Source organism: Pseudarthrobacter sp. 10T415, assembly GCF_056394175.1.
On record NZ_JBFTHJ010000011.1, the window covers coordinates 23,694 to 45,566 of the forward strand.

A 21,873-nucleotide genomic window follows, 5' to 3' on the forward strand; every position below is an offset into this window, starting at 1 on the left:
CCGGATTGCAGGCCAGCCGCTAGTGCGCCCGCACGGCCCCGAGGGCGGACCTGACAGCGTCCACTGCAATTTCAATGTCGTCGGCACCGGTCCGCCAGTTACTGACGGAGACGCGAAGGATGTCACGGTCCTGCCACCGGGAGCCGGACATCCACACCCTGCCGTCCGCGATAATACGGGCGGTCACGGCCCGGGTGGTGTCGTCGTCGCCGAAAGCCAGGCTGACCTGGGTGTACTGCACATCGTTGAGTACTTCCACCCCGTCGATGCCGCGCAGCCCGGCAGCGATCCGTGCGGCTGCACGGGCCAGCCCGTTGACCTGTGCGGCAACGCCGTCCCTGCCCAGGCTCCTGAGCGCCGCCCACACCGGGACGCCCCGGGCCCGCCGGGACAGTTCCGGCACTTTCTCGAACGGGTCACCCGGCCCCTCGGCGTCATGCACCAGATAGCTCGCATGCAGCCCCATGGCTGCACGCGGGGCCGGCGCGTCACGGACTATGGCGATGCCGCAGTCGTAGGGGACGTTCAGGGTCTTGTGGGCATCGGTCCCCCACGAATCGGCGCCGTCGAATCCATCCGTCAGGTGGCGGAGTTCCGGCGACGCCGCGGCCCACAGTCCGAAGGCACCGTCGATGTGCACCCAGGCGCCGTGTTTCCTGGCAACCCTGATGGCTTCGGAGAAGGGGTCGAATGCACCGGAATGAAGGTTCCCGGCCTGCAGGCAGACGAGCGCCGGGCCGCTGCCGGCTCCCAGTGCCGCGTCCAGGGCGGCAGGAACCATCCGCCCCTGGCCGTCGGCCTCGACTACGGCCGGTTGGCCCAGCCCCAAGTAGCGCAGTCCCAGGTCCACGGTGTCGTGCCGCTCACGGCCCACGAAGCAGCGGATCCGCGGCGCGCCCGCCAGGCCGTCTCGGTCCAGGTCCCAGCCGGCGTCGGCAAGGAGCCGCCACCGGCCGGCGGCCATGCCGGTGAAGTTTGCCATCGTGGCCCCGGTGACGAACCCGACGTCGGACGCCGCCGGCAATCCCAGCAGGTCCAAAAGCCAGGTCCCGGCGGCTTCCTCGATGGCGGCCATGGCCGGGGTGGCGTAGCGCAGCCCGGCGTTCTGGTCCCAGGCGCTGACCAGCCAATCCGCGGCCAGCGCCGCGGGCAGGGTTCCGCCGATGACCCAGCCAAAGAAACGGCCGGAGGGCATGGCCATGAGGCCGGGCTCGGCAGCCCGCGCCAGCAAGTCCACCACGCCATCCGCAGGGAGGCCCTGGTCCGGGAGGCTTCCGCCAAACACGTCCGTGAGGTCATGCGCCTCGACGGCCGGGCCCACATGCCTGCCGGGAAGGCTGTCCAGCCAGGCCGTGGCGTGCCTTGCCGCCGCTTCCAGGGCTGGCCCGTAGGCGTCGTCGCCGTGTGACATACCTGCATGCTACGCGCTGACCCGGGCGGCGACGAGGGGTGCCACCGCGGGGTCCGGACCATGCCGGGGCAGGGCCGGTCAGGCGAAGTTTTCCTGCCACACGTCAAACCCGAGTTTGACGATCAGGGCGGCCACCACCACGAGGAAAACCACCCTGACGAACCGGCTTCCCTGCTTGACCGCAGTCCGTGCGCCAAGGTAGCCGCCCGCCATGTTGGCAACTCCCAGCAGCAGCCCGAGTCCCCACAGGATCGAGCCGTGCGGCAGGAAGAACATGAGGGCACCGGCATTGGTTGCCATATTTACGATCTTGGCCTTGGCACTGGCCTCCAGGAACGCGTAGCCCATGGCCGATACCAGCGCGATGACCAGGAATGACCCGGTGCCCGGACCGATCAGGCCATCATAGAAACCGATGACCGCACCGATCAGGCAGGCCACGACGTAGTGCTTGTGGCCGTCGTGCCGCAGCGCCGTAATGTCCCCGACGTTGGGCTTGAGGGCCGTGAAAAGCGCGACGGCGACCAGCGCGGCGACGATGATCGGTTTGAAGACGCTGGCGGGCAGGTTGGCCGCCAGGATCGCGCCGCCGAAGCTCCCCGCGAGGGCAATCACCGCCATGGGCAGCGCCGTCTTCAGGTCCGGCCCCACCCTGCGGTAGTAGGTGACCGCGCTGGTGGTTGTCCCGAAGATAGAGCCCAGTTTGTTGGTTGCCAGCGCCTGCACCGGGGTGATGCCCGGGACCAGCAGCAGCGCGGGCAGCTGGATCAGCCCTCCCCCGCCCACCACCGCATCGACCCAGCCGGCACCGAAGCCAGCCAGGACGATGAGGATGAGGGTGGTCAGCTGGAGGTGCTCAAGACCAAAGTCCACGCCCGGGATCAGCTATTGCGGACGGCGTTGACCACGTAGTCAACGGCCTTGTCCACCGCGACGTTCTCGGCTTCTCCGGTGCGGCGGTCCTTGATCTCCACGACGCCGTCCACCAGCCCGCGGCCGACGGCCAGGATGGTGGGCACGCCCAACAGTTCGGCGTCACCGAACTTCACGCCCGGGGACACCTTGAAGCGGTCGTCGTAGATGACGTCGAGGCCGGCGGCTTCGAGGCCCTGGGACAGCTGCTCAGCGGCGGCGAAAATGTCCTCGCCCTTGCCCACCGCGACCACGTGGACGTCTGCAGGTGCCACGGCGCGGGGCCAGGTGAGGCCCTTGGCATCGTGGTTGGCCTCGGCCAGGGCAGCCACCGCGCGGGTGACGCCGACGCCGTAGGAACCCATGGTGACCGTGACCTGCTTGCCGTTCTGGTCCAGCACCTTGAGGTCCAGGGCTGCGGCGTACTTGCGGCCGAGCTGGAAGATGTGGCCCATCTCGATGCCCCGTGCCGTTTCCAGGGGGCCGGAACCGTCCGGTGCGGGGTCGCCAGCGCGGACCTCGGTGCACTCGATGACGCCGTCCCAGGTGAAGTCGCGGCCGGCAACGAGGCCGAAGACGTGCTTGCCGGCTTCGTTGGCGCCGGTGATCCAGCTGGTGCCGCTGACAACCCGCGGATCCACCAGGTACAGCAGCTTGGTGGTTCCTTCGGAGCCCAGGAGCGGTGCGTCCAGCGACAGGCCGGGGCCCAGGTAACCCTTGACGATCAGGGGCTGCTTCTTGAGGTCCTCTTCGCCGGCCTGCTCGAGTCCGATCTCGCCGGCCATCGGCAGGAACACGCCGATGTTGGCCTCGACGCGCTTCAGGTCCACGCCGCGGTCGCCGGGAAGGCCGATGACCACCAGCTGGCGTTCACCGGTGGGCAGCGTGACGGCGAGGACAACGTTCTTCAGCGTGTCAGCGGCAGTCCAGGCGCCGCCGTCGGCCTCTGCCCGGGGCGCGATCTGGTTGGATGCGTTGACCAGGGTCTCAATGGTGGGTGTGTCCGGGGTGTCCAGGACCTGCGCGGCAGGCGCGCCCGTGAAGTCGATGTCGTCGGGCACCACGGTGGTGACGGCTTCGACGTTGGCTGCGTAGCCTGCGGCAGACCGGACGAAGGTGTCTTCGCCGATTTCCGTGGGAAACAGGAACTCCTCGCTCCGGGAGCCGCCCATGGCGCCGGCGGTGGCTGCCACGGGGACAACCTCGAGGCCGAGCCGCGCGAAGATCTTGAGGTAGGCGGACCGGTGGGCCGCGTAGCTGGCGTCCAGGCCGGCGTCGTCCACGTCGAAGGAGTAGGAATCCTTCATGATGAACTCGCGGCCGCGGAGGAGGCCTGCCCGGGGACGCGCCTCGTCGCGGTACTTGTTCTGGATCTGGTAAAGGCTCAGGGGCAGGTCCTTGTAGGAGGAATACAGGTCCTTCACGAGGAGTGTGAACATCTCCTCGTGCGTGGGGGCCAGGAGGTAGTCGGCGCCCTTGCGGTCCTGCAGCCGGAACAGCCCCTCGCCGTACTCGGTCCAGCGGTTGGTTGCCTCGTAGGGTTCACGCGGCAGCAGGGCCGGGAAGTGGACTTCCTGGGCACCGATGGCGGTCATTTCCTCACGGATGACCTGCTCCACCTTGCGGAGTACGCTCAGTCCCAGCGGCAGCCAGGTGTAGATCCCGGGAGCCGCGCGGCGGATGTAGCCGGCGCGGACCAGCAGTTTGTGGCTGGCCACCTCTGCATCGACGGGATCTTCACGCAGGGTGCGCAGGAAAAGCTGGGACATTCTAAGGACCACGGGTGGTATCCGTTTCTGGAAAAGTGCTGGATCAGCAGGGCCGGACAAATTCGTCTGCATACTAATCTACCGGCACAGCACCACTCGCCTGGAAACAGTAGAGCCACGCCCGATTGCAAAGCCCCTGGCCCCCCAATAGGGCTGGTCATTGCATCCGGGCGTGGCTCAACGCCGTTATCGCCTTATTACAGGTGAGGACTGGTGAGACCGCCCACTCCACTCAGCGCAGCTAGATCGAACCTATGTGATGGTGGGCACGTTGACAAGTAATTTCTTCCGTGGAGGGCTATTGACCGGGCGGAAAGCCGGACTTACCTTGAATTCACCAGGTGATGAATTTCGGGCCTTCAGCCCGCGACGCCTGCTCCACGCGGAGGCCGCCATGTCCCCTTCCACTCCGGGATTCGCAGGGAGCGGTCCTGTCCCGGACAGTTCCAACCCCGTGGCGGGTGCTGCAGTGTCCGTCTCCGGACTGACGGTAAGGCGGGGCCGGGACACTGTGCTCCAGAATGTTGACTTCTCCATTCCGGCCGGCCGGATCACGGGTCTGCTTGGCCCGTCCGGGAGCGGCAAAACCACCCTGATGCGCACCATCGTGGGCGTCCAGGCGGCGTCCGGTTCCGTGCAGGTGCTGGGCCGCCTCGCAGGCCATCCGATGCTGCGCCACCTGGTGGGGTATGTGACGCAATCGCCCAGTGTTTATCCGGACCTGACGGTCGAAGCCAACGTGCGGTACTTCGGCGCCATGCACCGCAAGGGCAAACCCGACGTAGCGGAGGCGATTGCCGCCGTCGGACTCGTGCCCCAGGCCCGGCAGAAGGCCGCGGACCTGTCCGGCGGCCAGCTCAGCCGCGCTTCCCTGGCCTGCGCGCTGGTGGCACGCCCCCAACTGCTGGTCCTGGACGAGCCCACCGTGGGCCTGGATCCCGTGCTGAGGGCGGACCTGTGGAACCGTTTCCGGTCCCTCGCGGAGGCCGGCACCACGCTCCTGGTCTCCAGCCACGTCATGGAGGAAGCCAGCCACTGCCACAGCCTGCTGCTGCTGCGCGGGGGCAAGCTCCTGGCGCAGCTGACGCCCTCGGAACTGGCAGAACGCGGGCGCAGCATCGACCTGGAGCAGGCGTTCCTCACCATCATCACGGAACAGGAAGACCACGACGGCGGGATCCCGGCACGCAGCGCACACTCCGCGGGATGGCACGGCAGGAGGATGCGGTAATGGATGCCTGGATGCTGTTGGCCACCACCCGCCGGGTCCTGGGGCAACTCCGCCATGACCACCGGAGCATCGCCATGATCCTGGTGGTGCCCGCCCTCCTGCTGGCGGCGGTCTATTACCTGTACGAGAACGAGTCCCTCCCGCCGGGGGCACCCCGTACGTTCGACCGCGTGGGACTGATGATGCTCGCGATCTTTCCCTTCGTGGTGATGTTCCTGGTCACGTCCATCACCATGCTCCGCGAACGCACGTCCGGCACGCTGGAACGGCTGCTCACCACGCCGGTCCACAAGGCGGACCTGCTCTTCGGCTACGGCCTGGCCTTCTCCATCATGGCCGCGCTGCAGTCCCTGGTGGCCACCGCCGTGGCCTACTGGGTCTTCGGCCTCAACATCGAAGGCCCACCAGGCCTGGTGATGCTGATAGCGGTGATCAACGCCGTCCTGGGCGTGGCACTGGGCCTGCTGTGTTCCGCCTTCGCGAGGACCGAATTCCAGGCCGTGCAGTTCATGCCGGTGGTGGTGGTCCCCCAGATCCTGCTCTGCGGCCTTTTCGTTGCGAGAGACCGGATGAACGGTGTCCTGGAAGCGATCTCCAATGTGCTGCCGCTGACGTTCTCGGTGGATGCACTCCAGGAAATCGCCTCCAACAGCGAAGCGACGGGCCAACTGTGGCAGGACACCGCAATCATGGCGGCCATAGTCCTCGGCGTCCTGCTGCTGGCCGCCCTCACCCTGCGCAGGCGCAGCGCATGACCCGCCGCTTCAGGGCATGAAGCCGCCGGCAGGGCATGGAAGGACGCCGCCGGAGCCCGGCGCGACTCCGCAGGAGCGGGTGGAACCTCTACCGGCACGGGACTCCGCGGCTCCCCTGCGGCGGGGACGCCGGGGCGGCAGCACGGCATCCCGGGAGCACATCCTGAAAACGGCACGCCGGATGTTCGCCGACCACGGATTCGAGGGAACAAGCCTCCGCCAGGTTGCGCGGGCTGCGGGAGTGGACCCCGCCATGGTGCACCACTTCTTCAGCGGCAAGGACGAACTCTTTGCCCTCTGCGTGGAACTCCCCGCGGACCCCGGGCAGGTGCTTGCCGGCGTCGCGGACACCGATCCGGGGCTACGCGGAGAGTTGCTGGTCCGCGCAGTGCTCCGCCTCTGGGAGGGCCCTGCCCAGCCCGGCCTGCTGGCCTTCCTGCGGGGAACTCTGGGGTCAAAGGCAAAGACGGCAATGCTGCGTGACGTGGTGGCACGCACCATCATCAGCAGGGCGATGGCCGGCATCCCGGGGACAGCCGATGAAGTTGCCCTCCGCGGGAGCCTGGTGGCTACGCAGATGGTTGGCCTGATGATGGTGCGGTACGTGGTCCGGCTGGAGCCGCTGGCCTCCGCTGCCTCCGAAGACGTGGTCCGGTCAGTCGCCCCGAATGTGCAGCGGTACCTGACCGGGACACTGTCCTGACCGGGGTGCGTGCGTCATGCGGGCGGGCTACTTGATGAGGGCTGCCGCAGAATCCAGGAGCGAACCTGCCTGTTCCTGGGCACCCGCACCGTCTGTTCCGCCGGATGCGACGGCGGTCAGCACCACGCCGTGGTGGACAGCCTGGGCGGTGGTCACCGACTGGACCTGGCCGTTGGGCAGCGTCGTTTCGGTGCGGAACGCGGTGGTTTCCGCTACCCCGCTGACGCCGTCGATGCGGGTGATGGCAACCGCCACCTTGACGCCCGCCACCGTCATGACCATGTTCGAGCACTTCTCCAGCTGCTCAGAGGGGTCGGAAACCTTCGCCAGAGCGGCCTGGTCCAGTCCCGACATCAGGGAAAGGGCGGTGACCATACCGGAGGAGGCGTCCGTGCTGAGGCCCATGGCAATTGCCGCTCCGTCCAGGGACGGTACCTGGCCGGAGGCCGCCAGTTCCTTGCATGCGGCCGGCTCAACCTCGATGGAGGACATCATGTCCTTGGACTGCTGCAACGTGCTGGCCAACTGGTCACTGGGGACCGGTGTCAGCCGGCGGTCTGCCGAGTCCCGCACCTCGCGGACAACTCCGGCCAGCTCCTCGCTGGTGTACACCTTGTCCGGTGTGGGGGTGGGCGAGGGAGTGGCGGTTTCCGCCGATGTTCCGGCTGACGCGGAGCTCCCCGCCGACGCAGCGTCTCCCCCGGGCGCCGAGGTGCCCCCGCAGGCTGAAACACCGGTAACCAGAACCGCAGACACCGCGAACGTACCCAGCACAGAATTCTTCAATTTTCCCCCAAGTCCAAATGCTGCCCTGCGTCGGGCCGCTAGAAGAGAACTGTAGCGAACGTGCCCACCTGGCGGAAGCCGACACGTTCATAGGTGGATCTGGCCCTGACGTTGAAGCCGTTGACGTAAAGGCTGGTCAGCGGCGCGATCTTCTGCGCCTGCTCCACGACGGCGGACATGTAGCCGGAGCTCAGCCCCTTCCCGCGGTACTGCGGATTCATCCAGACCCCCTGGACCTGGGTGACCTCGGCGGTGACGGCGCCGAGTTCGGCTTTGAAGACCACTTCCTTGGCTTCGTTCAGGTGGACCAGCGAATAGCCCTGCCGGATCAGGCCTTCGACCCGGCGGCTGTAGAACTCCCGGCCGCCCAGGAACGGCGAGTAGCCCACTTCTTCTTCGAACATGGCGGCGCAGGCGGGCAGGATGCGCTCGAAGTCTGCCAGGTCGCCCAGCCCCAATCCAGGGTTGGGTGGAACGTCGGCCAGCCCGTCGATCACCATCAGGGGCTGGTCCGGGCGGATTTCGTGGGCGCGGTGGCCCAGTTCAGCGAGTTCGGTGTGAAGGGCCAGCACCGCATCTGCGGGCCCGAAAGCGGACGCGTAGCGCCGGCCGGAGCGGTTGGCGGCTTCGGCCACGAGCGGCGCGAAGCCCGGGTCGAGCTGGATGGGGACCAGGTTGGCGCCCGCCCAGCAGGCACCTACCAGGGTGCCGTCGTCGAAAACTCCGACGATGCCGGCACCGCCGCTGGTGGGAGCGGCAGTACCGGCAGTGCGTAAATGCGCGAGGATGAATACGTTGGCCACGCGGTCCTGCTCAGCCAGGTGCCTGAGCGCGGCGGTGTCGCCGCCGTCCAGGGTGCGGACGGATATCCCCGGCGGGTCCGGCTCGTCTTTACGAGACGCTAACCACGGGGCCACCTTTGACAGCATCTTCGCCATCGGCCTCCCCCATCTCTTCCGCGATACGCATGGCCTCTTCGATCAGTGTCTCAACAATCTGGCTCTCCGGCACAGTCTTGATGACTTCACCCTTCACAAAGATCTGTCCCTTGCCGTTGCCGGAAGCCACACCGAGGTCGGCTTCGCGTGCTTCGCCCGGCCCGTTGACCACGCAGCCCATGACGGCAACGCGCAGCGGGATCTCCATGCCTTCCAGGCCGGCTGTGACCTGCTCCGCGAGCGTGTAGACGTCCACTTGCGCGCGTCCGCAGGACGGGCAGGACACGATTTCGAGCTTGCGGGGCCGCAGGTTCAGTGACTGCAGGATCTGGTTGCCCACCTTGATTTCCTCAACGGGCGGGGCCGAGAGGGAGACGCGGATGGTGTCGCCGATGCCACGGGAGAGCAGTGCGCCGAAGGCGGTGGCGGACTTGATGGTTCCCTGGAATGCCGGACCGGCCTCGGTTACGCCGAGGTGGAGGGGCCAGTCGCCCTTTTCGGCGAGCATCTCGTAGGCGGCCACCATGATCACGGGGTCGTTGTGCTTGACCGAGATCTTGAAGTCGTGGAAGCCGTGCTCTTCGAAGAGGGAGGCTTCCCAGACGGCGGATTCAACCAAGGCCTCGGGGGTGGCCTTGCCGTACTTCTTGAGGATTCCCGGTTCCAGCGAGCCGGCGTTGACGCCGATGCGGATGGAGGTTCCGTGGTCCCGGGCGGCCGCGGCAATTTCCTTGACCTGGTCATCGAACTTGCGGATGTTGCCGGGGTTGACCCGGACGGCCGCGCAGCCGGCTTCGATGGCAGCGAAGACGTACTTGGGCTGGAAGTGGATGTCCGCGATGACCGGAATCTGGGACTTGCGGGCAATGATGGGCAATGCTTCGGCATCATCGGCCGACGGGCATGCAACGCGCACAATGTCGCAGCCAGAGGCGGTCAGTTCCGCGATCTGCTGCAGTGTGGCGTTGATGTCGGTGGTGGGCGTGGTGGTCATCGACTGCACGCTGATGGGGGAATCCGAGCCGACTCCCACCGAACCGACTTTGATCTGGCGCGTCTTGCGGCGCGGGGCAAGGACGGGCGGCGGTGCTGCGGGCATTCCCAGGCTGACCGAGGTCACGTGGACTCCTAGAGGTGAAGGGGAAACGGCTTAGGCTGCGAGGCCGGCGAGCATGCCGGTCACGGGTGACCATTCGGTGACGCGGATGCCGGCAATAACCCCGGCAGCGGCGAACGGATCCTGCTTGAGGACCGAGTTGAGGGATGCTTCGTTGTCCGTCTTGAAGATCAGCAGCGCTCCGGCGCCGTCTCCATAGGGTCCGCTGGCAAGGATCACGCCGTCCTCGGCCAGGCCGCCGGTCCATTCGCGGTGGGCGGGCCGTGCCTCGTTTCGGGCTTCGGTGGAATCGGCGGCGTAAACGTACTCAACGGCAAAAACTGTCATAGCGCTACCCTATCGCTCCGCCGGCCTAGGCCAGGAAAATCACCTTCACGGCGGCCGCTATCCCGGCGGCCCACAGCATGGACGCCAGGGTGCCGATGATGAACCGCTCGGCGGCCACGGGGGTTTCCTTGAGTTCGGCGAACCGGCCCAGTCCCTTGATGGCGACGATGTACGCGATGGCAACGGGCTGGCCCGCGAGGATGGCCAGGCAGACGCCGAGTCGCTCGAGGACCCCGATGATGGCACCGCCGCGGAGGATCCGCTGGACGGGTGCGGCGGGAACGTCCGACGCCGGCTGGCCGGTATGCGCCGTCAGCTCACCGTTGACAGCCTGGCCGGTGTTGTCCGGGGCCGGGACGTCCACCGTGACGTCGGCCGCGGGATCCTCTGCAGTGTCACGTGCCTTGGTTGCTGCGTCCGCCTTGTCGTCGATCGTCCGGGCCAGCCGGAAGACGAGGGCGGTGACGGGCCAGCCGCCAAATCCTGCCGCCAGCAGTGCGGCAGCGATCCACAATGCGGTCACCGGTCTCCTTTGGTATGGGCAAGGGCGTAATCCAGGAGCATTGCTGCTGCCGGCCTGGCAGCCCATTCTTCCTGCCACCCGGAACGAAGGACGGCGCGGCTCACCGACTGCTCCGTAATTCCCAGTTCCCGGGCCACGGGCTTCTGGCTGCCATGCCTGCCCCCTCCGCCCGCTGCCCGCAGCCGGTCAACCACCCGCCACTGCGCTTCCGTCCGCTGTTGGACCAGGCGTCCTATGAGGCGCAGGACGGCCTGGGCATTGGCTGCGGCGTTCATGGCTGCACTCGCTGCATCGATTGCGGCAGTCGGTTCGGCGTTCGTTCCAGCAGTGGCTCCGTTGTTTGTGCCGGTGGGCCCTTCCCGGGAATTCCGGGGTGCGCCTTTGACACTGTCCATGGTGCCCGCCACCACCGACAACGGAACATGGCCGGCCGCGCCCTTGGCGATTTCCACTGCGGCGCGGGCCGCCACGAAGCCGCTTCCGGTCCCTTCGCGCGGGCTCCGGCCAGGCTCGAGGCGGACGTCACCGATGCCAATACCGACGTACCAGTGCCCGCTCCGCAAGGCGTGCAGGGCAATGTCCACCACGTCCCGGGCGTCGCCCACTGTGCCCTGGAGTTCGTCGCCGACGGAGCGTTCGAAGCGCGCACCGGTGAGGCTGTGCAGTTCCTCGATCAGGTGGGGCACGCGGTCAACGTCGGAGGTGCTGCCGCGCTGGTCGATGGTCAATACGTACATGCCTCAACCGTATGCGGGTGATACTCAATAATCAATCATAAACAGCTGATTATTTAATATCAGCTACATTTAGCTGATTATCAGCATTCAGCCGTTGGAAGCTACAGGACCTCTTTGATGGGTGCCGGTCAGCCGAAGAGGTTCACGGGTTTGACGATGTCGGCGTAGATCAGCAGCGCACTCATGCCCATCAGCAGGGCGGCCACCACGTACGTCACCGGGAGCAGCTTGGCGATGTCGAAGGCGCCGGGGTCCGGCTTCCCGAAGAGTTTCGCCACCTGGCGCCGTGCGCCCTCGTACAGCGCGCCGGCCACATGGCCGCCATCGAGCGGCAGCAGCGGAACCAGGTTGAAGACAGCCAGGGCGAAGTTCAGTCCGGCCAGCAGCCCCACCAGGGTGGCCACACGGGACTGCACCGGGATCTCTTCCATGGCAGCTACCTCGCCGGCTACCCGCCCCACGCCCACCACGCTGATGGGTCCGTTGGGATCGCGTGGTTCCTCGCTGAAGGCGGCCTTCGCCACGCCCACCACGCGGGCCGGGAGGTTGAAGATCACTCCTGCCACCTGCTTGATGTTCTCCCCCGCCATGGGCAGGACGGACGACGCCGGCTGCGGCACCAGTTCGGTCTGCGACCCGATGCCGAGGAAGCCCACGTCCTGGTAGCGCAGGGTGCCGGACGCGTCGGTTTCCTGCCGGCCGTCGACGCCGATGATGGGCCGGGCGGAGAGGACGGGGGTGACAGTGGTGGACACCGAAGACCCGCCGCGCTCAACCGTGATGGCCACTTCCCGGCCTGCAGAGGCCCGGATCCATTCGGTCAGCTGGTCCCAGCTGGTGACTTGCTTTCCGTCGAAGGACGTGACGGTGTCGTTGGGCTGGAGCCCGGCCGCGGCCGCCGGGGTGAGCTGGCAGTCAGCAGAATCCGGGTCCACGGTTTCGCCGGCGGCAACCTGGCATTTCGAGACATCGGAGATGGTGGTGGTTGCCGTGGCCGTGCCGAAGCCCATGAGGAGGATTGCCATGAGGAGGACGCCGAGGATCATGTTCATGGCTGGCCCGCCCAGCATGACGATGACTTTCTTCCACACCGGAAGGCGGTAGAAGACGCGTTTTTCGTCCCCGGGCCCCACTTCCTCATGCGCCATGGAGCGTGCCTCGGTGGCCAGCGTCTGGAACATCCCGGTGCTGGAGGGCCGGACGGAACCGTCCTCCTTGTTGGGCGGGTACATGCCGATCATGGACACGTAGCCGCCCAGCGGGATGGCTTTCACGCCGTATTCGGTTTCGCCCTTCCGCCTGGACCACAGGGTGGGACCGAAACCGATCATGTACTTGGTGACGCGCACCTTGAAGAGCTTGGCGGGTACCAGGTGTCCCACTTCGTGCAGCGCGATGGACGCGGCGATACCGATGGCTACGAAGACGACGCCGAGGATGAAAAGAAGAACGGGGGTCATGGAGGTGCTGCTGCTTCCCTAGAGACTGCTGACTGCTAAACGTTCGTGTGCGCGGGCCCGTGCCCAGCTCTCAGCATCCAGCACGGATTCCACCGTCAGCCGGGAGGAACCTGTGTGTTCGCTGAGGACCGCATCCACGGTGTCCACGATGTCCGTGAAGCGGATCCGCCCCGCGTGGAAGGCCGTGACGGCTTCCTCGTTGGCGGCGTTGAAGACCGCGGGGAAGGTGCTCCCCTGCTTCGCCGCGTCCTTGGCAAGGTCCACGGCGGGAAAGGCTGCTGCGTCGAGCGGCTCGAAGGTCCAGGTGGCGGCCTTGGTCCAGTCGCACGGCGTGGCCGCGTTGGGTACCCGGTCCGGCCACCCCATCCCCAGCGCGATGGGCAGCCGCATGTCCGGCGGGGAGGCCTGCGCAATGGTGGAGCCGTCCACGAACTGCACCATGGAGTGCACCACGGACTGGGGATGGACCACCACGTCGATCCGGTCCAGCGGAATGTCGAACAGCAGGTGGGCTTCGATGACTTCGAGCCCCTTGTTGACCAGGGTGGCGGAGTTGGTGGTGACCATCAGCCCCATGTCCCAGGTGGGGTGGGCGAGGGCTTCCTGTGGGGTGACCCCGTGCAGTTCTTCCCGGCTCCGGCCGCGGAAGGGCCCGCCGGAGGCGGTAAGGACCAGCTTGTCCACTTCCGCTGCGCTGCCCGAGCGCAGGCATTGGGCGATGGCGGAGTGTTCGGAGTCCACGGGAACGATCTGCCCGTCGCGCGCGGCTGCCTTCACCAGCGAGCCGCCGACGATCAGCGATTCCTTGTTGGCCAGCGCCAGTGTGGCTCCGGACTTCAGCGCGGCAAGGGTGGGTGCAAGGCCGATGGACCCGGTGATGCCGTTGAGCACCACATCCGCATTAATCTCTGCGATGCGCGTGGAGGCATCCGGTCCGGCGATGATCTCCGGGCGGTAGCCGGAGCGGCCCGCTGCGGCGGCTGCTTCGTCAATCAGCACGGCAAGCTCGCGGGCGTCCCCGGCGGCGATACCGACGGCCGCCGCACCCGTGTGGACGGCCTGCCGGGCCAGGAGCTTGAGGTTGCCGCCCCCGGCGCTCAGTGCCACGACCTCGAAACGATGCGGGGCGCCGTCGACGACGTCAATCGCCTGGGTGCCGATGGAACCGGTGGATCCGAGGATGGCGATTCTGCGTGGCTGCATGGGTTAAGTATCCCGCACCAATGCGGTCCGGTGCGCCGCGGCGTGCACGCCTTGACCCCGCCGCGGCCGGGCGTAACGTGGATTTCGTGGACTGGCTTTCCTGGTTCGATGCGGCGGACTACGAGTTCGCCCGGCAGGTGCTGCAGCGGGGAGTGGCCGCGCTGTTCTTCGTGGCGTTCCTGTCCTCGCTCAACCAGTTCCCGGCGCTGCTGGGTGAGCGCGGGCTGCTTCCGGTGCCCGACTACCTGTCCGGCTTCAGCCGGCTGCGCCGGCCCACGCTGTTCCGTTGGCGCTATTCGGACGGCCTGCTGCGGGGCGTCTGTGCAACAGGGCTGGTGGTCTCGGCCCTCCTGGTAGCCGGCATTCCGCAGCTGGGACCGCCGTGGGTGCCGCTGATCGCTTTCCTGGCCCTGTGGCTGCTGTACATGTCGATCGTGAACGTGGGACAGACCTTCTACGGCTTCGGCTGGGAGATGCTGCTGCTGGAGGCCGGCTTCACCGTGGCCTTCCTGGGTTCGGACCAGACCGATCCGCCGCGCACCATCCTGATCCTGGTGGCGTGGCTGGTGTTCCGGCTCGAATTCGGTGCGGGGATGATCAAGATCCGTGGCGGCCGCGAGTGGCGGGACCTCACTGCCCTCTACTACCACCATGAAACCCAGCCCATGCCGGGGCCGCTCAGCCGGCAGGCGCACCTGCTGCCCAAGCCGCTCCACCGGATGGAAGTGGTGGGCAACCACTTCGCCCAGCTGGTGGTGCCGTTCCTCCTGTTCGCACCCCAGCCCGTTGCCAGCGCGGCAGCGGCCGTCATCATTGCCACCCAGCTCTGGCTGGTGGCGTCCGGGAACTTCGCCTGGCTGAACTGGATCGCCATTGTGCTGGCGTTCGCCGCCGTCAGTGACCCCGTGGCGCACGCGGTCCTGCCGGTGATCCCGCTGGACTGGCACGGGGAGGCCGGCCGTGAAACGCCGCTGTGGTGGCTGGCCGTCACGCTGGCGGCCACCGCCCTGCTGCTTGCCTTGAGCTATCAGCCGCTGCGCAACCTTTTCTCGCGACGGCAGTTGATGAACGCCAGCTTCAACCGCTGGCAGCTGGTCAACGCCTATGGTGCCTTCGGAACGGTGACCCGGGAACGCGTCGAGATCGTGGTGGCCGGGACCTTCGACGATGACCCGGACGACTCCGCCGACTGGCGTGAGTACGGGTTCAAGGGCAAGCCCGGGGACCTGCGCCGGATACCGCGCCAGTGGGCACCGTACCACCTGCGGCTGGACTGGCTGATGTGGTTCCTGCCGCTGCGGACCGTGCACGAGGAATGGTTCCATGCCTTCCTCGGCAAGCTGCTGGAGGCGGACCGGACCACCCTGCGGCTGCTCCGGTATGACCCGTTCGACGGCGGGGCGCCGCGCTGGGTGCGCGTCCGCCGGTACCACTACCGGTTCGCCACCCGGGCGGAGTTCCGCGCGTCCGGGAACCGTTGGATGCGAACGTTTCTTTCCGAGCCGATCCCGCCCGTGTCATTGCGGCGCCCGCAGGGACGGCAGGGCTAGCAACGCAACTGGCCTGCCAGTTCGCAGGACGCAAGGACGCAAGGAGGCAGCGGACCGTCAGGTCTTTTGGCCGGCCCGCCGGAGGATGGATTCGGCGTGCTTGAGGATGGGCCCGTCGATCATTTTCCCGTGATACTGGAAGACGCCCGAGCCGGCCTCCGCGGCAGCGTCCAGCAGCTCTGCGGCAGCGGCGACATCGGCGTCGGACGGCGCGAAGGCTTCCCGCACCACGGCGGCCTGCGTGGGGTGGATGCAGGCTTTGGAGCTGAATCCGGACGCGACGGCGTCGGCAGCTTCGGCGGCCAGGCCGTCAGTGTCCGGGATGTTGACGAACACCGCGTCAACCGCGTGCTTCCCGAAGGCCCGGGCAGCCACCAGGACCGTTGACCGCGCGTGGAGGGCGACGGCCCGGTAGCCGCCGTCGTCCGTCCTGCTGGAGGTGCCGCCCAGGGTGGCGAGCAGGTCCTCGGCACCCCACATCAGCGCCACGACGTTGGGGGCAGCGGCAATGGCGGGAGCGTTCAGGACGCCCAGTGCCGTTTCACACAGGGCCACCACCTGGTAGCCCGCCAGCGCCTTGAGCTGGTCCGCGCTTTCGGCTTTGGCCAGCATCACCGTCCGGTAGGGCGTGTGCGCCAGGCAGTGGAGGTCTTTTTCGAACTCTTCGGTGCCCGCGGGGTTGATCCTGACAATGGTGCGGCTGGGATCAAGCTCGGGTTCCTCCCCTGCGGAACCCACCTGGGCAAGGATGGCGCCGCGGGCGCGCTGCTTGTCCGCCGGCGCCACCGCGTCCTCGAGGTCAAGGATGACGGCGTCAGCGCGGGCGGCGGCTTTCCGGTACCGCTCGGGACGGTCGGCGGGGCAGAAGAGGAGGGCGGGGCCCATCGCAAAGGTCATACAGCCATTCTCCGATGATTTTTTCGTGCCGGGCTTATTTTCCGTGCTTCGCTTCGGCGTGCGCGGCACGGGTCCACATCAGGCAGCTGCGGGTGGCCAGGGCCACCACGGTACCGTCCTGGTTCCGGCCGGTGTGTTCCATGGTGACGATTCCCTGCCCCGGCCGGGAGCCCGAAGGCCGCTTGCCGCTGATAACGGTCTCCGTATAGAGCGTGTCCCCGTGGTAGAGCGGGTGCGGGAAGGACACGTCGGTCAGGCCCAGCTGCGCGATGATGGTCCCCTGGGTCAGCTGGGTGACGGACTGGCCCACCAGGGTGGCCAGCGTGAACATTGAGTTGACCAGGCGCTGGCCGAACGGTTGGGTGGCACTCCAGGCGGCGTCGAGGTGGAGGGCCTGGGTGTTCATGGTGAGGGTGGTGAACAGGACGTTGTCCGCTTCGGTCACGGTCCGGCCGGGCCGGTGGGCGTACACCACTCCCTCTTCGAGTTCGTCGTAGTACAGCCCGCGCTGTTCAATAACCCGGGGATCCTCCGCCGTCATACCGTCAGTTCCCGGTCTTCCTCGAAAAGTTCCGCGCCGGTGGCGGCGATGACATCCTCCACGGAAACGTTCGGCGCCAGCTCCTGCAGGACCAGCCGGGAACCGGAGTCGTCGCGGACCACGTCGATGACGGCCAGGTCAGTGATGATCCGGTCCACGCAGCCCTTGCCTGTCAGCGGCAGCGAACACTGCTGGACGATCTTGGGGTTGCCGTTCCGGTCCACGTGTTCCATCATCACAATCACCCGTTTGGCCCCGAACACCAGGTCCATGGCACCGCCCATGCCCTTGACCATCTTGCCCGGGATCATCCAGTTGGCGAGGTCCCCGTTGGCCGCTACCTCCATGGCACCCAGGACGGCGACATCCACATGCCCGCCGCGGATCATGCCGAAGGACGCCGCCGAATCGAAGAACGCAGCCCCCTTGTTGACCGTGACGGTCTCCTTGCCGGCGTTGATCAGGTCCGGATCGATGGCGTCTTCTGCCGGGTAGGGTCCGACGCCCAGGATGCCGTTTTCCGAGTGGAGCACCACTTCCACGCCGTCCGGAATGTAGTTGGGAATCAGCGTGGGCATGCCGATCCCGAGGTTCACGTATTGGCCGTTACGGAGCTCCTTGGCCACCCGGGCCGCCAGCTCATTGCGCGTCCAGCCCTTGCTGTCCGCCGGTGCCGTGGAACCGGCTCCAGCGTGCGGCTGGGAAGCCGAGCGGCGGTACTCGTGGCGGACGGCTTCGGGCCGCGGCGCGTCGGGGCTGTTCGGATCCGTACCGGTGCTCTGTTCCCTCTGGACCCTGTTCTCCTGCGCGTTCATGCTCCTGCCTCCCGGCTGATGGCAACAGTCCGCTTTTCGATGCGTTTTTCGGCGTCAGGGGCCAGGACGACCCGCTGCACGAAGATGCCGGGGGTGTGGATGTGTTCGGGGTCCAGTTCACCGGGCTCCACGAGTTCCTCCACCTCGGCGATGGTGATCCTTCCGGCCATGGCGCAGAGCGGGTTGAAGTTCATGGCCGTGGCGTGGAACACCAGGTTGCCGTGCCGGTCGCCTTTCCAGGCGTGGACGAGACCGAAATCCGGTGTCAGGGCTTCCTCCAGCACGTAGTCCACGCCGCCGAACGGGCGGACCTCCTTGGGTGCTGAGGCGACCGCAATGCCGCCGTCGGCGTCGTATTTCTGCGGCAGGCCGCCGTCGGACACCTGGGTGCCCACGCCCGCCTTGGTGTAGAAGGCCGGGATGCCCGCGCCGCCGGCCCGGAGCTTCTCGGCCAGGGTGCCCTGCGGGGTCAGCACCACTTCCAGTTCGCCGGCGAGGTACTGGCGGGCGAACTCCTTGTTCTCGCCCACGTAGGAGCTGATGGTGCGCCGGATCCTGCCGTCGCGGAGCAGGATGCCCAGCCCCCAGTCGTCCACCCCGCAGTTGTTGCTGACGGTTTCCAGCCCGGACGTGCCGGCCCGGTGAAGGGCATCGATGAGGGTGACTGGTATGCCGCAGAGGCCAAACCCGCCCACAGCCAGCGAAGAGCCGTCCGGAATGTCCGCCACAGCCTCGTCGGCGCTTGCAACAACCTTGTCAATCATCATCGATCCTTTCAGGCCGGCTACAGTCCCGGGTGCGGCGAACCGGCCGCTACAGGCCCAGTTCGCGGGCGATCAGCATCAGCTGGACCTCCGTGGTGCCCTCCCCCACTTCAAGGATCTTGGAGTCGCGGTAGTGGCGTGCCACGGTGAACTCGTTGATGAAGCCATAGCCGCCGAATACCTGGGTGGCATCCCGTGCGTTGTCCATGGCCGCCTCACCTGCGACCATCTTAGCGATGGCCGCCTGGGTCTTGAACGGCTTACCGGCGAGCATCCTGGCGGCCGCGTCGTAGTAGGCGAGGCGTGCCGTGTGGGCCCTCGCCTCCATGCGGGCGATCTTGAACGAGATTGCCTGGTACTTGCCGATTTCGTGGCCGAACGCCTTGCGTTCCCTGGCGTACCGGACGGACAGGTCAACGCAGCCCTGGGCAGCTCCGGTGGCGAGGGCGGCGATGGCGATGCGTCCCTCATCCAGGATGGACAGGAAGTTGGCGTAGCCCCGGCCTTCCTCGCCCAGCAGGTTCGCTTCCGGGACCCGGACGTCCTTCAGCGTCAGTGGGTGGGTGTCCGATGCGTTCCAGCCCACCTTGTTGTACGCCTTCTCAGCCTTGAAGCCGGGTGTGTCGGTGGGCACCAGGAGGGTGGAGATCTCCTTCCGGACAGTGCCGTCCCCGCGCTCATGCTGCCCGGTGACCGCGGTGACGGTGACCAGCCTGGTGATGTCCGTCCCGGAGTTGGTGATGAATTCCTTGTTGCCGTTGATCACCCACTCGGTCCTGTCCCCGACGGTCTCCCGGTGCGCGTGCGTTTTGGTCCCGCCGGCGTCCGAACCTGCTTCGGGTTCGGTCAGGCCGAAGCCGGCGAGCGCCTGTCCCGAGGCCAGCTGGGGCAGCCAGAGCTGCTTCTGTTCCTCGGTCCCGAACCGGTAGACGGGCATGGCGCCGAGGGACACGCCGGCTTCCAGGGTGATGGCCACGGACTGGTCCACCCGGCCCAGCTGTTCCAAAGCCAGGGCGAGGGCGAAGTAGTCCCCGCCCATGCCGCCGTACTCTTCCGGGAAGGGGAGGCCGAAGAGGCCCATGTCCGCCATCTGCTTGACCACTTCGTACGGGAAGCTGTGTTCCTCGTCGTGCTTGGCCGACACCGGGGCCACCACGTTGTCCGCGAAATCCCGGACGGTGTCGCTGAGGTCCTGGTATTCCTCGCTGAGTTCAAAACCGGACATGTTACTGGGCTCCTTCGCCGTTGGTGGTTTAACCGTTCGTGCTGTTGTCCTGTGGCTGCTGTGCGGGATGAATGGTGGCGAGGACCTGGTCCGCCTTGACCAGGTCTCCGGGTTTTGCGGCCAGGTGCACGGTCCCGGCCAGCGGCGCCACCAGCTGGTGCTCCATCTTCATGGCTTCGACGGATGCTAGGACCTGGCCCGCTTCGACGGCGTCGCCGTCCTTGACCGGGACGGAAACCACCGTGCCCGGCATCGGCGAGCGCACGGCGGGATCGGCGTCGCCTTCGTCCCGCTGGATGGCTGCCCGGACCCGTTCCAGCCGCGCCTCCCGGGTCAGGACCTCAAGCCGGCAGGACCAGCCGCCGTTGCCGAAGTAGATGTGCGCCGGGGCTTCCGGCGCCGGCGCCACGGAGTAGCGGTGCACCTCGTCGTCGAGGGTCAGCTCCACGTGGCCGGGCCCGGAAAAGCGCAGCACGGCTCTGTGGCGCGTGCCGCCGTCGACCGTTACCCCTACCGGGCCGGACGCGGGGTCCCCGTAGACACCTATGGTGGCCACTCCGCCGTCGGGCGTTCCAAGGCTCACCCGGCGCGGTGCCCGTGCTCCCAGCCGCCAGCCGCTGCGTGCCTGCCACGGGCCTCCGGCGGAATTGCCGTCCGGGGTGGCGGACGCTGCCGTGGCGGACGCTGCAGTGACTGCCACGGAGGAGAGCGCCGCGGCCACAAGCTCGGCCTCCCCCACGTGGCGGAACGCAAGGTCCGGCAGCTTCCGGGCGATCAGTCCTGTGTCGAGCCGGCCGGCCCGGACCTCGGGATCGTTGATCAGGAGCCGCAGGTATTCGACGTTGGTTTCAACACCCAGGGCCGTGTATCCGGCGAGCGCCCGGTCCAGAGTGTCCAGGGCGGCGGCCCGGTCCGCGCCCCAGGCGATGACCTTGGACAGCATGGGATCGTAGCTGGAGGAGAGCTGGAGCCCTTCCACCAGGGACGAGTCCACCCGGATCCGGCCGCCGGCGTCCCCTGGCATCTCGTCGAGCAGGTACACGGTTCCGGTGGACGGCAGGAAGTTCTTCTCCGGCACCTCGGCGTAGACGCGCGCCTCCACCGCGTGGCCGGAAAGTTCGACGTCGGCCTGCCGGACGGTGAGTTCCGCGCCGGCGGCGATGCGCACCTGCCATTCCACGAGGTCCGTTCCGGTGACCATTTCCGTGACGGGGTGCTCCACCTGGAGGCGGGTATTCATCTCCATGAAGAAGAACTCGTCCGGCGCGTCGTCGGAGACCAGGAATTCCACGGTGCCCGCGCCGGCGTAGTTGACGCTGCGCGCGGCATTGCAGGCGGCTTCGCCGATGCGGGCCCGGACGTCGGCCCCGTGGGGCAGTCCCTCGAGCAGCGGCGACGGTGCCTCCTCAATCACTTTCTGGTGCCGGCGCTGCAGGGAGCACTCGCGTTCGCCCAGGTGGATGACGTTGCCGTGGTTGTCTGCCAGCACCTGCACTTCGATGTGGCGCGGGGTGGTGACCAGGCGCTCCAGGAACAGGGTGTCGTCACCGAAGGCGCTGGCGGCCACGCGCCGGGCAGTGGCCAGGACGGCCGGAAGGTCTTCGGGTTTCTCCACCACGTGCATGCCCTTGCCGCCACCGCCGGCGGACGGCTTGATCAGCAGGGGGAAGCCGACGGCGGGGGCTGCTTCGATCAGTTCCGCATCCGTCATGCCGGGCCTGGCAACGCCGGGTACCACCGGGACGCCGTAGCCGGCCACGTGGTTCTTGGAGCGGATCTTGTCGCCCATGATGTTGAGCGCTTCCACCCCTGGGCCCATGAACGCGATCCCCGCAGCATCCAGGGCGCGGGCAAAGTCGGCATTTTCGCTGAGGAACCCGTAGCCCGGGTGCACGGCTTCGGCGCCGGACTCCCGGCAGGCGGCAATGATGTTGCCGATGTTGAGGTAGCTTTCGGTGGCGGCGGCGGGGCCGATCCGCACGGCCGTGTCAGCCTCGCGCACGTGCCGGGCGCCGGCGTCGGCATCGCTGTAGACGGCCACGGAGCGGATTCCCAGTGCGCGCAGGGTCCGGATCACCCGGCAGGCAATCTCTCCCCGGTTCGCCACCAGGACGGTGCCGAACAGCGGCCGGCCGGACTCCTGGTTGCCTGCCGTGGTGCCGGCGGTGGAAGCGGTTGCTGTGGAGGTCAATGAAGGCGTGGTCATGTT

Annotated in this window: 21 protein-coding genes; 4 read left to right on the forward strand and 17 right to left on the reverse strand. The window is 67.3% G+C overall.

Annotation, left to right across the window (positions count from 1 at the left end):
* Nucleotides 1-19 precede the first annotated feature (19 nt).
* The 3 genes from AC1DBN_RS14425 to AC1DBN_RS14435 all read right to left on the reverse strand — a co-directional run bounded on the left by AC1DBN_RS14425 (nucleotide 20) and on the right by AC1DBN_RS14435 (nucleotide 4,104).
* The gene (locus AC1DBN_RS14425) at nucleotides 20-1,411 is read right to left on the reverse strand and encodes a pyridoxal phosphate-dependent decarboxylase family protein (RefSeq protein ID WP_477723500.1); all 1,392 of its coding nucleotides are present in this window, start codon (nucleotides 1,409-1,411) and stop codon (nucleotides 20-22) included.
* 78 nt (nucleotides 1,412-1,489) lie between these two features.
* Complete coding sequence (locus AC1DBN_RS14430; RefSeq protein ID WP_091719263.1) at nucleotides 1,490-2,284, reverse strand: sulfite exporter TauE/SafE family protein; 795 nt, start codon at nucleotides 2,282-2,284, stop codon at nucleotides 1,490-1,492.
* An 8-nt stretch (nucleotides 2,285-2,292) separates the two neighbouring features.
* Entirely contained in the window at nucleotides 2,293-4,104 is a 1,812-nt protein-coding gene (locus tag AC1DBN_RS14435) for a proline--tRNA ligase (RefSeq protein ID WP_477723501.1), read from the reverse strand.
* Nucleotides 4,105-4,486: 382 nt separating this feature from the next.
* Here AC1DBN_RS14435 and AC1DBN_RS14440 point away from each other — a divergent pair, with 382 nt between their 5' ends.
* From AC1DBN_RS14440 to AC1DBN_RS14450, 3 genes are all read left to right on the forward strand, one after another.
* Nucleotides 4,487-5,323 (forward strand): ABC transporter ATP-binding protein, encoded by an 837-nt coding sequence (locus tag AC1DBN_RS14440; protein ID WP_477723502.1) that lies wholly within the window; start codon nucleotides 4,487-4,489, stop codon nucleotides 5,321-5,323.
* A complete protein-coding gene (locus tag AC1DBN_RS14445; RefSeq protein ID WP_390896695.1) occupies nucleotides 5,323-6,078 on the forward strand; it encodes an ABC transporter permease in 756 nt (251 codons plus the stop codon). The genes AC1DBN_RS14440 and AC1DBN_RS14445 overlap by 1 nt, the downstream gene beginning before the upstream one ends.
* Before the next feature lie 79 nt (nucleotides 6,079-6,157).
* Complete coding sequence (locus AC1DBN_RS14450; protein ID WP_477723503.1) at nucleotides 6,158-6,781, forward strand: TetR/AcrR family transcriptional regulator; 624 nt, start codon at nucleotides 6,158-6,160, stop codon at nucleotides 6,779-6,781.
* Nucleotides 6,782-6,808: 27 nt separating this feature from the next.
* Here the strand turns inward: AC1DBN_RS14450 and AC1DBN_RS14455 are convergent, their stop codons facing one another.
* From AC1DBN_RS14455 to dxr, 8 genes are all read right to left on the reverse strand, one after another.
* Nucleotides 6,809-7,567 carry a hypothetical protein gene (locus tag AC1DBN_RS14455; protein ID WP_477723504.1) on the reverse strand — a complete coding sequence of 253 codons (759 nt, stop codon included), beginning with the start codon at nucleotides 7,565-7,567 and terminating at the stop codon, nucleotides 6,809-6,811.
* 38 nt (nucleotides 7,568-7,605) lie between these two features.
* On the reverse strand, nucleotides 7,606-8,496 hold the full coding sequence (locus AC1DBN_RS14460; protein ID WP_477723535.1) for a GNAT family N-acetyltransferase: 891 nt from the start codon (nucleotides 8,494-8,496) through the stop codon (nucleotides 7,606-7,608).
* The gene (gene ispG / locus AC1DBN_RS14465; RefSeq protein WP_015936629.1) at nucleotides 8,459-9,625 is read right to left on the reverse strand and encodes a flavodoxin-dependent (E)-4-hydroxy-3-methylbut-2-enyl-diphosphate synthase; all 1,167 of its coding nucleotides are present in this window, start codon (nucleotides 9,623-9,625) and stop codon (nucleotides 8,459-8,461) included. The genes AC1DBN_RS14460 and ispG overlap by 38 nt, the downstream gene beginning before the upstream one ends.
* Before the next feature lie 30 nt (nucleotides 9,626-9,655).
* Nucleotides 9,656-9,949, reverse strand: coding sequence for a YciI family protein (locus AC1DBN_RS14470; RefSeq protein ID WP_314215219.1), 294 nt, complete (start codon nucleotides 9,947-9,949; stop codon nucleotides 9,656-9,658).
* A gap of 25 nt (nucleotides 9,950-9,974) precedes the next feature.
* Nucleotides 9,975-10,472 carry a hypothetical protein gene (locus tag AC1DBN_RS14475; protein WP_091719251.1) on the reverse strand — a complete coding sequence of 166 codons (498 nt, stop codon included), beginning with the start codon at nucleotides 10,470-10,472 and terminating at the stop codon, nucleotides 9,975-9,977.
* On the reverse strand, nucleotides 10,469-11,209 hold the full coding sequence (locus tag AC1DBN_RS14480) for a MarR family transcriptional regulator (RefSeq protein ID WP_477723505.1): 741 nt from the start codon (nucleotides 11,207-11,209) through the stop codon (nucleotides 10,469-10,471). Before AC1DBN_RS14480 ends, AC1DBN_RS14475 begins: the two co-directional genes overlap by 4 nt.
* A 128-nt stretch (nucleotides 11,210-11,337) precedes the next feature.
* A complete protein-coding gene (locus tag AC1DBN_RS14485; RefSeq protein WP_314215212.1) occupies nucleotides 11,338-12,669 on the reverse strand; it encodes a M50 family metallopeptidase in 1,332 nt (443 codons plus the stop codon).
* Nucleotides 12,670-12,687: 18 nt separating this feature from the next.
* A complete protein-coding gene (gene dxr, locus AC1DBN_RS14490; protein ID WP_091719245.1) occupies nucleotides 12,688-13,872 on the reverse strand; it encodes a 1-deoxy-D-xylulose-5-phosphate reductoisomerase in 1,185 nt (394 codons plus the stop codon).
* 86 nt (nucleotides 13,873-13,958) lie between these two features.
* On the opposite strand from dxr, the gene AC1DBN_RS14495 reads away from it, so the two are divergent.
* Complete coding sequence (locus tag AC1DBN_RS14495; protein ID WP_091723914.1) at nucleotides 13,959-15,422, forward strand: lipase maturation factor family protein; 1,464 nt, start codon at nucleotides 13,959-13,961, stop codon at nucleotides 15,420-15,422.
* A 57-nt stretch (nucleotides 15,423-15,479) separates the two neighbouring features.
* On the opposite strand, the gene AC1DBN_RS14500 is transcribed toward AC1DBN_RS14495, so the two are convergent.
* The 6 genes from AC1DBN_RS14500 to AC1DBN_RS14525 are packed head-to-tail and all read right to left on the reverse strand — an operon-like array spanning nucleotide 15,480 to nucleotide 21,870.
* Nucleotides 15,480-16,319: an HpcH/HpaI aldolase/citrate lyase family protein gene (locus AC1DBN_RS14500; protein WP_091719243.1), complete on the reverse strand. Its 840-nt coding sequence runs from the start codon at nucleotides 16,317-16,319 to the stop codon at nucleotides 15,480-15,482.
* Nucleotides 16,320-16,353: 34 nt separating this feature from the next.
* On the reverse strand, nucleotides 16,354-16,860 hold the full coding sequence (locus AC1DBN_RS14505) for a MaoC family dehydratase (RefSeq protein ID WP_477723506.1): 507 nt from the start codon (nucleotides 16,858-16,860) through the stop codon (nucleotides 16,354-16,356).
* Nucleotides 16,857-17,675 (reverse strand): CoA transferase subunit B, encoded by an 819-nt coding sequence (locus tag AC1DBN_RS14510; protein WP_091719240.1) that lies wholly within the window; start codon nucleotides 17,673-17,675, stop codon nucleotides 16,857-16,859. Before AC1DBN_RS14510 ends, AC1DBN_RS14505 begins: the two co-directional genes overlap by 4 nt.
* Nucleotides 17,672-18,439: a CoA transferase subunit A gene (locus AC1DBN_RS14515; protein ID WP_056083438.1), complete on the reverse strand. Its 768-nt coding sequence runs from the start codon at nucleotides 18,437-18,439 to the stop codon at nucleotides 17,672-17,674. Before AC1DBN_RS14515 ends, AC1DBN_RS14510 begins: the two co-directional genes overlap by 4 nt.
* 49 nt (nucleotides 18,440-18,488) lie before the next feature.
* Nucleotides 18,489-19,664, reverse strand: a complete 1,176-nt coding sequence (locus AC1DBN_RS14520) for an acyl-CoA dehydrogenase family protein (RefSeq protein WP_477723507.1) — start codon at nucleotides 19,662-19,664, stop codon at nucleotides 18,489-18,491.
* Nucleotides 19,665-19,692: 28 nt separating this feature from the next.
* Nucleotides 19,693-21,870 carry an acetyl/propionyl/methylcrotonyl-CoA carboxylase subunit alpha gene (locus AC1DBN_RS14525; RefSeq protein ID WP_477723508.1) on the reverse strand — a complete coding sequence of 726 codons (2,178 nt, stop codon included), beginning with the start codon at nucleotides 21,868-21,870 and terminating at the stop codon, nucleotides 19,693-19,695.
* Nucleotides 21,871-21,873 lie beyond the last annotated feature (3 nt).

Excerpts from the sequence above, each read along its gene's own strand:
- AC1DBN_RS14470 (WP_314215219.1), bottom strand. The coding sequence starts at position 9,949 with ATGACAGTTTTTGCCGTTGAGTACGTTTACGCCGCCGATTCCACCGAA.
- AC1DBN_RS14520 (WP_477723507.1), bottom strand. The coding sequence starts at position 19,664 with ATGTCCGGTTTTGAACTCAGCGAGGAATACCAGGACCTCAGCGACACC.
- AC1DBN_RS14425 (WP_477723500.1), bottom strand. The coding sequence starts at position 1,411 with ATGTCACACGGCGACGACGCCTACGGGCCAGCCCTGGAAGCGGCGGCA.
- dxr (WP_091719245.1), bottom strand. The coding sequence starts at position 13,872 with ATGCAGCCACGCAGAATCGCCATCCTCGGATCCACCGGTTCCATCGGC.
- AC1DBN_RS14505 (WP_477723506.1), bottom strand. The coding sequence starts at position 16,860 with ATGACGGCGGAGGATCCCCGGGTTATTGAACAGCGCGGGCTGTACTAC.
- AC1DBN_RS14515 (WP_056083438.1), bottom strand. The coding sequence starts at position 18,439 with ATGATTGACAAGGTTGTTGCAAGCGCCGACGAGGCTGTGGCGGACATT.
- AC1DBN_RS14460 (WP_477723535.1), bottom strand. The coding sequence starts at position 8,496 with ATGCTGTCAAAGGTGGCCCCGTGGTTAGCGTCTCGTAAAGACGAGCCG.
- AC1DBN_RS14510 (WP_091719240.1), bottom strand. The coding sequence starts at position 17,675 with ATGAACGCGCAGGAGAACAGGGTCCAGAGGGAACAGAGCACCGGTACG.
- AC1DBN_RS14445 (WP_390896695.1), top strand. The coding sequence starts at position 5,323 with ATGGATGCCTGGATGCTGTTGGCCACCACCCGCCGGGTCCTGGGGCAA.
- AC1DBN_RS14485 (WP_314215212.1), bottom strand. The coding sequence starts at position 12,669 with ATGACCCCCGTTCTTCTTTTCATCCTCGGCGTCGTCTTCGTAGCCATC.
- AC1DBN_RS14500 (WP_091719243.1), bottom strand. The coding sequence starts at position 16,319 with ATGACCTTTGCGATGGGCCCCGCCCTCCTCTTCTGCCCCGCCGACCGT.
- AC1DBN_RS14525 (WP_477723508.1), bottom strand. The coding sequence starts at position 21,870 with ATGACCACGCCTTCATTGACCTCCACAGCAACCGCTTCCACCGCCGGC.
- AC1DBN_RS14440 (WP_477723502.1), top strand. The coding sequence starts at position 4,487 with ATGTCCCCTTCCACTCCGGGATTCGCAGGGAGCGGTCCTGTCCCGGAC.
- AC1DBN_RS14480 (WP_477723505.1), bottom strand. The coding sequence starts at position 11,209 with ATGTACGTATTGACCATCGACCAGCGCGGCAGCACCTCCGACGTTGAC.